Source organism: Priestia sp. KCTC 13724, from assembly GCF_056820425.1.
In genome coordinates, this window is sequence record NZ_JBXDLD010000116.1 from 1 (window position 1) to 10,348 (window position 10,348).

Here is a 10,348-nt window from a genome sequence, read left to right on the forward strand (position 1 = left end):
ATATTAGGAACAGTATGGACGCATTTTTTTAAAAATAAGCACGTCGGAAATTAAAATCAAACTTATATAGATTGAGTGTTAATATATCAAAAAAGACAGCTCACTTCTTATTTAACAGAAAAGAAATGAGCTGTCTTTATTCATAAATGTTACCGCTCTCTATGTTAAGGTAACTAAAAAAGGGAAGACAAAGAGCGTATGTAGTGATATTCGTTACAGTTACGGTTTAAGGCTTTAATAGCGAAAGGGTTGAAAAATGAGAACGAGGCTTTGTAAGCTCAATTTTTATCCCTTTTAGTTTTAAACGCTCAACAAACTGTTTGCGCTTTTGACGTTTTTCTTTTGGGGAATGATCCATTGTTTACCTCAACCTCCATTTAGTTAGGTACATCTTAATATACTCATCATACCAAAAAATTGCATATATACAATAAACATTGCAAGATATTCACAAAGATTTAAAAAATGAAGCATTACTTTCTTTTTAACTAGTATTCTATACCCTATTTTTAAACCCTTTAACATGGCAAAAGAAGCTAATGCGCATTGATATTTCTTTATGTGTATCATATGATGATACACATAAAGCTTATATAGAGGTGATAAGTAGATGAAAATTCGTAAAGCATATATTCGCATAGACGAAAAAGTCATTGAAAATGTATTTGTTCATGAAAATAAAAAGGAAGAACAAACGCTAATTGCAATTCCAGACTTGGAATGGTCAACCATTATCCCTTACGAAGAAGAAATTCAAGAGTGTAAAGATCGACTACGGACATCGTTAGCTTCTAAAGTCAGTGAAGAGGTAGCGGAGCAACTAACGAGAAAAATTAATTTTTGGGTACGAGAGATGTAAAAAAGAGAGAGTAACCAAAAGAATAATAATATCTTTTACTTCATCAATTTCCTGGATTTTCTATGATTAACTCTTGATAAATGGAATGGATTATGTAAAATGAATGTAGGAAACAAAATATACGGCGATGGAGTTCGCCAAAACTGCTGCAGAGCTAATGAGGCTGGGACATAAGTAATTCAGCCAATGATAAACCTGAACGATTGAGAGTTTCTCACTTTTAATCGTTCAGGTTTTTTGGTTGATTGTGAAAACACTGTTGGAAACAGGGTGGAATGGAGCGTAGGACACTCGACTCCTGCGGGAAAGAGAGGGAAAACTGAGATCCCGCAGCGCAGCGAGGAAGCTCAGGTTCCTCCCCGCGGAAAGCGAGTGGCCGTAGCGCAATGGAACGAACGTGTTCAGACAAACCAAAAAGATTGGAACAGCTATTGTTCGTCTCTTAGAAGCAATCATTTTGTTATGTCCCAAACTCTATTTTTTTGTTCATAATTAAGAAAGAGGTGAAGAAGATGACGTATTTACTAGTAGGTATAGGAGGTATTCTTGGAAGCTTGCTTCGCTACTATCTCGGTGTGTTTACACATTCATGGTGGGCATACAGCTTTCCATTAGGAACGTTAATAACGAACTTGATGGGCTGCTTTATTTTAGGTTGGTTTACATATCGAATGATTAAAATGAATGTGTTTCCTTCTGCTGTTTTAGCTGGCATCGGTACAGGGTTCGTAGGTTCTTTCACGACGTTTTCTACCTTTAGTGTCGAAACCGTTACTTTAATCAAAAACGATACCAGTCTGTTAGCTTTTCTTTATGTAGCACTTAGTTTATTTGGTGGTTTACTGATGTCTTGGTCTGGTTACCGAGTAGGGGATCGTTCAGCCAATAAGCTGAAAAAGAAAGGAGAACAGCTATTATGACAGCTTTACTCATTGCACTGGGTGGGTTTTTAGGTGCCATAGCCAGGTATGTGCTAAGTACGTGGATGAATCAAAAATCAACTACAGGGTTTCCAATTGGCACTTTATGCGTCAATTTAGTAGGCTCATTTCTACTAGGAATCCTGGTTGGGAATGGAATGACATCTGGAGTGTATTCTTTTTTAGGAGTGGGTTTTATGGGGGCATTTACGACATTTTCGACGTTTAAGCTGGAAAATATCCACCTTCATGAAAAGAAAATGCATACGGTTCTATTTCCTTATTTGGCGTTTAGTTATATTGGAGGTATTGTGTTAGCTTTTATAGGAATGTTAGCCGGTGCTCTCTAAAAAATCTTGATTGTAACAAAGGGCTATTTAAAGAAAAGCCAATTTATTTTTTCTGCACGCTTTTTTCCATTTGAAACTATATTATGAAGAAACTTTTTTGTTGACGTACGTTCTAGATGACAGCTATGATGATACTAATATGGGTATGAAGTTACGTCAGGGAGGATACAATGATACTACTTTATATTGGTGTAATCTTATTTTGTTGTGCCATTATGTTTAGTTTATATAATCGCCATGTGCCCGTTCATGGAATTAAGAAGCTTTCTACGCTTGACTGTGAGACTGCGGAAATTGCAGTCGTAGATGTTCGACATTTTCATGAAATGAAACATAAACCTTGTCAAAAAGCTATACACATTCCGCTGCCGTACTTGGAAAGACAACATGTTGAAATTCCGTCAAAACAAGTAGTAGTTATTGCACCGGATACAATTGCAAGAAACTTAAGCATTCGTAAGCTGCAAAAGTATGGCTATCAAGTAAAGGGATATTGCTGTGCATGTGAAGGATAAGTCATTAGTAACGCACAAGATATAGGAGGGATACTGCGTGAATTATACTGATCAGACAAAAAATCGGTTAAAGCGAGTAGAAGGTCAAGTGCGAGGCGTACTGCGTATGATGGAAGAAGATAAAGACTGTAAAGACGTTGTAACGCAATTATCAGCTGTTCGAAGCGCAGTCGACCGAACCATTGCTCAGATTGTTGCGCTAAACTTAGAACAATGTATTGTTGAAAGACAACAAGCTGGAGAAGAGACTGCAAAAGTCGTAGAAGAAGCAATTGCCTTATTAGTAAAGAGTCGATGAGTAGAAAAGTTATCTGACGAAAGTCTGATAGCTTTTTTTTTGATTTTCATGCATAATTCGTACATATTATTTTTTAACGTCACTCACTAAATGGAAAGGAGCGTGAATACCAATTCGAAAGTTTAAGCGACTCTTAGTTCTAATCATTCTTATAGGTGCTATTGTGGGAGGTATTGAATTTCTTCGATATCCAATTCACAGCAACGCTAAGGATGTTGAAGAGCGTATAAGAAAATGGAAAGGGATGGGGGACATTAACGGTTCCAAAAAGCTTGACATTCGAGAAATCCAAAAAATTAGCAGTTCGGACACATATGTTGCATTATTCACTATTCCTGGTAGTGGAGAAGGAATGGCGATTTTAAAAGAAGGATGGAGCAAAAGGTTACGGATTGAAGTAATGACAAAGATGAACAATCTTGTTGAGTATGATGATATACATACTAATAAAGGGACGTATGCGCTGTTTTTAGGAAAGAACCCAAGTAAACAAATACATCGAGTGAAGGCCTCACTTGTAAATGACAATTATACGTTTGATATTAAAGTTCCCAAAGGAGAATATTTTATTTCATATCAACCTGTGCCAAAATATGTTGAAAAGCCATTTCCAGCGGATCTTATTTTATTGAATAATTCAGGAGATGACATCACTGTTAAGGAATATATGGATCAAGAGCTGCGTGAATAACACGCAGCTTCTTTTAGTATGTAGACAACATACATGTCACATGTCAATTTTTGAACTTTTTGTGAAGTATATAACAAAAGCATTTAATGTGTAATATACTGTAAATGGGCGGTAATCGAACCTACCAAACTTGAATATTGATTGACACAATTCTGTATAAATTTTGTCACAAAATATTCAATAATAGATGAAACCCCTTTTGTATCAAGGGTGATTGCGGTTACATTACATGAATTACCTTTAAAAAGGTAAGTTTCGGTAAGAAAATGCAACATTCATCCTTTTATTTACATTTATTCCTTGTCGAATATATGCTAAAATATCGCAAGGATTGAAGTGTTCTTTGACCTCATGTTTTTACACTATCTTAGAATATTTTCAAAATAAGAAAATCGACAAAAAGTGACGAAAAAATTGTCACTTTGTATTACAATAGTAATGGTTGATGTATAACATGAGTTTAAAGAGATTTTGTATTAAAGCTTTCTATAGTTAACTAGAATAGAAAGTTTTAGAGATGATCTAATTTAGAGGCTTCGCATCATGAGTTGTTAGAAAGGAGAGTTTTTAGTGAAACCAAAAAAAGGATTTTGGAAGCTAGCAGGTTTATTCTCTGCACTTTCAGTATTTTTCTTGAGCGGCTGTTCAGAATTAGCCGTTTTGAATCCTCAAGGTCCTGTCGCTAAAGAACAAGCTGACCTTATTGTTTGGTCGCTTTGGATGATGGCGATTGTGGTCGTAGTAGTATTTGCAATCTTTGCTTACGTACTTATTAAATTTCGTGAAAGACCTGACAACATGGACTATGAGCCACCAGAACAAGAGGGTAACTTAAAGATGGAGATTATCTGGACTGCGTTCCCGATTATTATCTTAATTCTTTTAGCAATCCCAACTGTAAAATCAATTTATGCTCTTGAAGAACCACCGAAAAATGAGCAAACAAAAATTGAAGAACCGTTAACAATTCATGTTACTTCAGCAAACTGGAAATGGATTTTCAGTTATCCGGAAGAAAACATTGAAACAGTTAACTATGTAAACATTCCAGAAGATCGTCCAGTTCGCTTTGAATTGACGTCTCAAGGTTCAATGAACTCGTTCTGGGTACCGGAGCTTGGTGGACAAAAGTATTCAATGAACAACATGGCGATGGATTTATACCTTCAAGCTGATAACCCAGGTTCTTATATCGGACGAAGTGCTAACTTCTCAGGTGAGCACTTTACAGATATGGAATTTGAAGTGTTAGCCCAAACTCACGAAGACTATGAAGAGTGGGTTGACGAAGTGAAGGCAACAGCTAAGCCATTAACTGAAGAGAAGTATGATGAAATTATTGAACCAGGTGTAGTAGGTCGCATGACGTTCAACGGTACGCACTTAGAGTGGGTTAACCACGCAAAAGACGCATACATCCCTGGTAAAGTAGACGAGCGCGGCATGAACATGGGACATGGCAATCACAACCATGGCAGCGACGATAGCAAAAAAGAAAGCGACGAAAGCCATGACGAGCATGAAGGTCATGATGAACATGAAGGTCATTAATACGGGCCTAAATAAACGTACGATTGGGGGAAGACATAATGAAGCTAGATGAATTCTTTGTCACTGGCGATCCCGTCATTTATGCAGCTGACGCAGCGATTGTCTTGACAACCATCGGTATCATTTTTGTCTTAACATATTTCAAAAAATGGAAATGGTTATGGACAGAATGGTTAACAACAGTAGACCATAAAAAACTTGGTGTAATGTATATTCTTGCAGCCGTCTTAATGCTTTTCCGCGGCGGTGTAGATGGACTTATGATGCGTATGCAGTTAGCGTTCCCGGATATGAATATCCTGAACCCGCATCACTATAACGGCGTATTTACAGCTCATGGTGTTATCATGATTCTATTCATGGCAATGCCATTCTTGATTGGTTTAATGAACGTTGTCGTTCCGCTTCAAATTGGAGCGCGTGACGTAGCATATCCGTTCTTGAACGCAGTAAGTTTCTGGACATTCTTTATGGGAGCTATGTTATTTAACATCTCTTTCGTTATTGGAGGAGCTCCTGATGCTGGTTGGACATCATATTTCCCTCTGGCCGGAAAAGAATTTAGTGAAAGTATAGCGAACAACTACTATGCAATTGCTATTCAGATTGCCGGTGTTGGTACCCTAATGACAGGTATTAACTTCTTAGTTACGATTTTAAAAATGCGTGCACCAGGCATGACGTTAATGAAAATGCCAATGTTTACTTGGTCAATTTTAGTTACGTCAGTTATTATCATCTTTGCGTTCCCTGTATTAACAGTAGCGCTTGCGTTAATGACGCTTGACCGCGTATTCGACACAGCATTCTTTACGGTTGCCAACGGTGGTCTCCCGATGATGTGGGCAAACCTATTCTGGATTTGGGGACATCCTGAAGTATATATCGTAATTTTACCGGCGTTCGGTATTTTCTCTGAAATCATTAGTACACACTCTCGCAAAAACCTATTTGGTTATAAAGCGATGATTATCTCAATGGTTGGTATCGCGTTCTTAAGTTACATTGTATGGGTTCACCACTTCTTTACAATGGGTAACGCGCCTGCAGTTAACTCGTTCTTCTCAATTACAACGATGTTAATCGCTGTTCCAACCGGAGTTAAAATATTTAACTGGCTCTTTACCATGTATAAAGGCCGTATTAAATTTACAACATCAATGCTATGGTCACTTGCGTTTATCCCAAACTTCGTTATTGGTGGGGTAACTGGGGTAATGCTTGCAATGGCTTCAGCTGACTATCAGTACCATAACAGTTACTTCCTAGTAGCTCACTTCCACTATGTATTAATCTCAGGAACAGTATTTGCATGTTTCGCTGGATTATACTACTGGTATCCAAAGATTTTCGGTCACACGCTGAACGAAAAGCTAGGAAAAATCTCTTTCTGGATCTTCGTTGTTGGATTTAACGTATGTTTCTTCCCACAATATTTCCTAGGTCTAGATGGTATGACTCGTCGTATGCAAACTTATTCAGAAACATTAGGTTGGGGAACATTAAACTTAATTTCAACAATCGGTGCTTTCTTAATGGGTGCAGGTTTCATCGTATTGGTTGTAAATTTACTTTGGAGCGCTTGGAAAAACAAACGCGACACTGCAAACGACCCATGGGATGGACGTACGCTTGAATGGTGGACTAAATCACCAGTTCAACACTATAACTTTGCGGTAATTCCACATGTGAAAGAAATGGATGAGTTCTGGCACATGAAAAAACGTGGAGAAACAAAAATTAAAGAAGAAGACATTAAACCAATTCATTTACCAAGCAACTCAGGTATCCCATTCATCTCAGGTGTATTCTGGTTCATTGGTGGATTTGGACTTGTCTTTGAATGGATGCCAATGGCGATCTTCGGATTAATCGGAATTTTAGCTTGTCTAGTTGCACGATCATTTGACTATGATGAAGGCTTCTATGTTCCGGTAGAAGAGATTAAACAAACAGAAGGTATTACAGGGGGTGACAAATAATGGGTGGACATTTAGATAAGTCATTACCACTCGAGTATCAAGATCACCAGGGCCGAATGAATATTCTCGGCTTCTGGATTTTCTTGGGTGCGGAAATTGCACTGTTCTCTACGCTGTTTGTCACGTATTTAACGTATCATACTCGTACAGCTGGAGGCCCTGGACCACAAGATTTATATATTGTTGAAACGTTTATGATTCAAACAGTTTTACTATTAGTAAGTAGTTTCACAATGGGAATCGTTGTATGGCACATGCGTAATAATAACTTAAAAGGGTTAATTACTTGGCTAGTTATTACGCTTTTACTAGGTGCAGGATTCTTGTACTATGAAATTGAAGAGTTCATTCTTTATGCAGCTCACGAAGGTGCAACAATGCAAACTAGTGCATTCTTGTCTTCATTCTTTGCGCTGTTGGGAACACATGGACTTCACGTAACGATGGGTATTGGTTGGGCAATTTTACTTATTATCCAGTTAGTAAAGCGCGGCTTAACGCCTGTTACAGCAAGAAAAGTATTTATTATCGGTTTATACTGGCATTTCCTTGACGTAGTATGGATTTTCATCTTTACGTATGTATACTTGAACGGATTGGTGGGATAAGACATGGAAAACAAACAAGGCCAAAAAGCAGGATTTCCGCTTAGTCATGTAATGGGGCTTATCCTTTCTTTAGCACTAACGTTTGCAGCGCTTGGATTAGTTATGTTAGCTGACTTATCAAGAGGCGTAACGATGACACTAATCTCAATTCTTGCGTTCTTACAAGCAGCTATGCAGCTTGTGATGTTCATGCACATGACTGAAAGTGAAAACGGCAAGGTACAAGTTGCAAATATGCTTTATAGCTTCTTTATTGCACTATGTATCGTTGTTGGTACGCTTTGGATCTTAGCAGATCACTTTAACCATTAATACAAAAAGCCACTTACTTCTGCGTAAGTGGCTTTTTTACTATTCATTAGTAGCCTTATATCGAAGTGTTTGATAGTGACCTGTGGCCACTCGGTCGACCACTTCACCCTCCTCATTTGTATATACCTCGTATTCCTCATAAACTTCAACATCAAAACCATTGATTCTTTCAGTTGTTATAAGAACATTTTTAAGGCTCATTTCAACGTCTTCATCGTTACTTGAAGCTTCTACTTCACCGCTGTCTAAAGAAAGAGGTGAGACGGCTTCAAAGTATTCTTGAGACTCGTTGTCCATGTAGCTAATCACAACCATGATTCCAATAAAAAAGATTCCTAAAAACAATATACGAGCTGATGTCATCTTAAAAGACCCCCGTAAATTGACATACTAAAACAACTAAGCCAAGAATCCATACGTAAACAGCAAATGTTTTTAGAGAATGATGCTTTAAATAGTGAATCATCCATTTTACGGCCATATAGCCAAAAAGCGCAGCCGAACATGTTGCTACAAATAAAGAGAAAAACGAGATGTATTCCACACCACCACCGACAACATCTTTAAGCTGTAAAAGAACGGCTCCACATATGGCTGGCGTTGACAGTAAAAAAGAAAAGTAAGCAGCTGTTTCTCGGTCTAGCTTACGCATTAAAGCAGCTGCCATTGTTAGACCAGAACGTGAAACGGCAGGAAAGATGGCGGCTGCTTGAAAGGTACCGATAAACAGTGCGTCTTTGTAGGAAATATCGTGCATCTTTTTTGCTCCTTTTTTTACTGAGTCAGCAAACCATAAGAAAAGACCTGTTACAAGAAATTCCCATCCAATTGTAGAACCTGTAATTGAGATTTCCTCAAAATAATCTTTAAATAATAAGCCAACCACAACAGCTGGAATCGTACCAATGATTAGCAAGAAGGTAAGCTTGCTAAACGGGTGACGAATCATGTGCCACAGCTCGTCTTTATAAAAGACAAAAATAGCAAGCAAGGTTCCAATATGTAGCATCGTATCTAGGTACAAACCTGCGCTATCTAATCCAAATAAGTGTCGACCTAAATACAAGTGCCCTGTGCTACTAATGGGTAAAAACTCTGTTAACCCTTGAATGATTCCTAAAATTAATGCTTCAATCCATGACATAATTTCACCTCTTAAAGCGTGTCCTTGTATTATTGTATCGACCAAAAGGCATGAACATGACAAAAATTAATGAGAATGGTTAGATAAAGCAAAAAAATTAGAGTCCACTATTAGTGTTTCTAACTGTATGCAACAACTAATGGCTATATTGAAATAGAGATTAAAGCATAGTTAGTAATTGATTAAACTAAAAGGTGAATCTTTGCTTAGAAGGTTGAAATCAACATGGATAAACTTAAGTGATTACACAAACGATAAGTTTGAAACCAACATAACGTTTGTGCAAGAAAAATGGATATTTAGCTTGCGGTATACAAATTTGTATTCATCAAACGGAGGTGGGAACTCATGATAAAAAAAGTGTGCATAGCACTTATTTTATGCTTCATTGGAATTCATTCACATGTAGCAATGGGAGAACAACCTAAAGTGGAAGTGTTTCAACTTGATACAGGTAAGGTCATTCGGGTAGCTGATAAAACTGAAGTTGTTCAAAAAGAGGTTGAAAAAAGCATCGCTTCCATTACTGGGATTTATAAAAAAGTAAATCCGTTACCTAAAACCGGTTATTTGGTAAAGGTACCATTAGACCCCGCTGTGCAAGTGCAGCAAAAAGGGTTAGATGTGTTAGCTAGCGAAGCTGTTGTTGTATTCAGCCCAAATGAACAACCTGTACTCATGCTATACGATAATGAAAACAAAATTTATTTTTTTGAATTTACCTATGACATCTCTACGTTACGAAAAGAATTAGAATTGTAAAAGAAAGCTCCGCATAGAGATGTCGGAGCTTTCTTCATTAGTAACATACACATCATATATATAGATATCTTCAGGTTTTTTCTTTAGTTGAAAGCCTCCTTTTACACCTGAGACGGAAGTGATGAGATCCGCATGAACTAGCTTTATTAACAGTTTTTGAGAATAAATAAGAGAAGCGCCTAGCTGCTTACTCATTGCATCTGCTGGCAATACAGCTTTGGAAGGTAAAAAGTGAAGAAGTACCATGGCGTATACAGATTGTTCAACGCCTGTTTTCATATGCAAAGTCACTAGCGTCGCATAAATTTTAACTGAATTTTCTGTTTTCTTATTTTTCCTTTTATAAAGAAAAACGA

15 protein-coding genes and 1 pseudogene are annotated in these 10,348 nt (G+C 37.5%); 12 read left to right on the top strand and 4 right to left on the bottom strand.

Annotated features, from left to right (window positions below; genetic code table 11):
* Nucleotides 1-226: 226 nt before the first annotated feature.
* Nucleotides 227-358 (bottom strand): hypothetical protein, encoded by a 132-nt coding sequence (locus AC1UFB_RS15300; protein ID WP_258954116.1) that lies wholly within the window; start codon nucleotides 356-358, stop codon nucleotides 227-229.
* Nucleotides 359-610: 252 nt separating this feature from the next.
* On the opposite strand from AC1UFB_RS15300, the gene AC1UFB_RS15305 reads away from it, so the two are divergent.
* From AC1UFB_RS15305 to qoxD, 11 genes are all read left to right on the top strand, one after another.
* The gene (locus AC1UFB_RS15305) at nucleotides 611-859 is read left to right on the top strand and encodes a YueH family protein (protein ID WP_025909949.1); all 249 of its coding nucleotides are present in this window, start codon (nucleotides 611-613) and stop codon (nucleotides 857-859) included.
* A gap of 270 nt (nucleotides 860-1,129) precedes the next feature.
* Complete coding sequence (locus tag AC1UFB_RS15310) at nucleotides 1,130-1,351, top strand: hypothetical protein (RefSeq protein ID WP_482589456.1); 222 nt, start codon at nucleotides 1,130-1,132, stop codon at nucleotides 1,349-1,351.
* Nucleotides 1,352-1,371: 20 nt separating this feature from the next.
* Complete coding sequence (gene crcB, locus AC1UFB_RS15315; RefSeq protein ID WP_025909950.1) at nucleotides 1,372-1,779, top strand: fluoride efflux transporter CrcB; 408 nt, start codon at nucleotides 1,372-1,374, stop codon at nucleotides 1,777-1,779.
* The gene (gene crcB, locus AC1UFB_RS15320; protein ID WP_025909951.1) at nucleotides 1,773-2,129 is read left to right on the top strand and encodes a fluoride efflux transporter CrcB; all 357 of its coding nucleotides are present in this window, start codon (nucleotides 1,773-1,775) and stop codon (nucleotides 2,127-2,129) included. Before crcB (AC1UFB_RS15315) ends, crcB (AC1UFB_RS15320) begins: the two co-directional genes overlap by 7 nt.
* 170 nt (nucleotides 2,130-2,299) lie before the next feature.
* Nucleotides 2,300-2,644, top strand: a complete 345-nt coding sequence (locus AC1UFB_RS15325; RefSeq protein WP_061785278.1) for a hypothetical protein — start codon at nucleotides 2,300-2,302, stop codon at nucleotides 2,642-2,644.
* Between the two features lie 37 nt (nucleotides 2,645-2,681).
* Nucleotides 2,682-2,942: a metal-sensitive transcriptional regulator gene (locus AC1UFB_RS15330; RefSeq protein WP_025909953.1), complete on the top strand. Its 261-nt coding sequence runs from the start codon at nucleotides 2,682-2,684 to the stop codon at nucleotides 2,940-2,942.
* A gap of 163 nt (nucleotides 2,943-3,105) precedes the next feature.
* Entirely contained in the window at nucleotides 3,106-3,633 is a 528-nt protein-coding gene (locus tag AC1UFB_RS15335) for a hypothetical protein (protein ID WP_482589457.1), read from the top strand.
* A gap of 570 nt (nucleotides 3,634-4,203) precedes the next feature.
* Nucleotides 4,204-5,184 carry a cytochrome aa3 quinol oxidase subunit II gene (qoxA, locus tag AC1UFB_RS15340; protein WP_025909955.1) on the top strand — a complete coding sequence of 327 codons (981 nt, stop codon included), beginning with the start codon at nucleotides 4,204-4,206 and terminating at the stop codon, nucleotides 5,182-5,184.
* A 38-nt stretch (nucleotides 5,185-5,222) separates the two neighbouring features.
* Nucleotides 5,223-7,166, top strand: coding sequence for a cytochrome aa3 quinol oxidase subunit I (qoxB, locus tag AC1UFB_RS15345; RefSeq protein ID WP_100347161.1), 1,944 nt, complete (start codon nucleotides 5,223-5,225; stop codon nucleotides 7,164-7,166).
* Nucleotides 7,166-7,774: a cytochrome aa3 quinol oxidase subunit III gene (gene qoxC / locus AC1UFB_RS15350; RefSeq protein WP_025909957.1), complete on the top strand. Its 609-nt coding sequence runs from the start codon at nucleotides 7,166-7,168 to the stop codon at nucleotides 7,772-7,774. The genes qoxB and qoxC overlap by 1 nt, the downstream gene beginning before the upstream one ends.
* A gap of 3 nt (nucleotides 7,775-7,777) precedes the next feature.
* Nucleotides 7,778-8,086: a cytochrome aa3 quinol oxidase subunit IV gene (gene qoxD, locus AC1UFB_RS15355; RefSeq protein ID WP_025909958.1), complete on the top strand. Its 309-nt coding sequence runs from the start codon at nucleotides 7,778-7,780 to the stop codon at nucleotides 8,084-8,086.
* 39 nt (nucleotides 8,087-8,125) lie between these two features.
* Here qoxD and AC1UFB_RS15360 read toward each other — a convergent pair whose 3' ends face one another.
* On the bottom strand, nucleotides 8,126-8,449 hold the full coding sequence (locus tag AC1UFB_RS15360) for a hypothetical protein (protein WP_025909959.1): 324 nt from the start codon (nucleotides 8,447-8,449) through the stop codon (nucleotides 8,126-8,128).
* 1 nt (nucleotide 8,450) lies between these two features.
* A complete protein-coding gene (locus tag AC1UFB_RS15365; protein ID WP_025909960.1) occupies nucleotides 8,451-9,230 on the bottom strand; it encodes an undecaprenyl-diphosphate phosphatase in 780 nt (259 codons plus the stop codon).
* A 348-nt stretch (nucleotides 9,231-9,578) separates the two neighbouring features.
* Here AC1UFB_RS15365 and AC1UFB_RS15370 point away from each other — a divergent pair, with 348 nt between their 5' ends.
* The gene (locus AC1UFB_RS15370) at nucleotides 9,579-9,992 is read left to right on the top strand and encodes a hypothetical protein (protein WP_100347162.1); all 414 of its coding nucleotides are present in this window, start codon (nucleotides 9,579-9,581) and stop codon (nucleotides 9,990-9,992) included.
* 33 nt (nucleotides 9,993-10,025) lie between these two features.
* Here AC1UFB_RS15370 and AC1UFB_RS15375 read toward each other — a convergent pair.
* Nucleotides 10,026-10,277, bottom strand: a pseudogene (locus AC1UFB_RS15375) (Rrf2 family transcriptional regulator); the annotation flags it as partial.
* Between the last annotated feature and the right edge of the window lie 71 nt (nucleotides 10,278-10,348).

What these genes read in the sequence shown, in the direction of transcription:
- qoxD (WP_025909958.1), top strand. Translation starts at nt 7,778, where the DNA reads ATGGAAAACAAACAAGGCCAAAAAGCAGGATTTCCGCTTAGTCATGTA.
- AC1UFB_RS15305 (WP_025909949.1), top strand. Translation starts at nt 611, where the DNA reads ATGAAAATTCGTAAAGCATATATTCGCATAGACGAAAAAGTCATTGAA.
- AC1UFB_RS15360 (WP_025909959.1), bottom strand. Translation starts at nt 8,449, where the DNA reads ATGACATCAGCTCGTATATTGTTTTTAGGAATCTTTTTTATTGGAATC.
- AC1UFB_RS15300 (WP_258954116.1), bottom strand. Translation starts at nt 358, where the DNA reads ATGGATCATTCCCCAAAAGAAAAACGTCAAAAGCGCAAACAGTTTGTT.
- crcB (WP_025909950.1), top strand. Translation starts at nt 1,372, where the DNA reads ATGACGTATTTACTAGTAGGTATAGGAGGTATTCTTGGAAGCTTGCTT.
- AC1UFB_RS15370 (WP_100347162.1), top strand. Translation starts at nt 9,579, where the DNA reads ATGATAAAAAAAGTGTGCATAGCACTTATTTTATGCTTCATTGGAATT.
- qoxB (WP_100347161.1), top strand. Translation starts at nt 5,223, where the DNA reads ATGAAGCTAGATGAATTCTTTGTCACTGGCGATCCCGTCATTTATGCA.
- AC1UFB_RS15365 (WP_025909960.1), bottom strand. Translation starts at nt 9,230, where the DNA reads ATGTCATGGATTGAAGCATTAATTTTAGGAATCATTCAAGGGTTAACA.
- AC1UFB_RS15325 (WP_061785278.1), top strand. Translation starts at nt 2,300, where the DNA reads ATGATACTACTTTATATTGGTGTAATCTTATTTTGTTGTGCCATTATG.
- qoxC (WP_025909957.1), top strand. Translation starts at nt 7,166, where the DNA reads ATGGGTGGACATTTAGATAAGTCATTACCACTCGAGTATCAAGATCAC.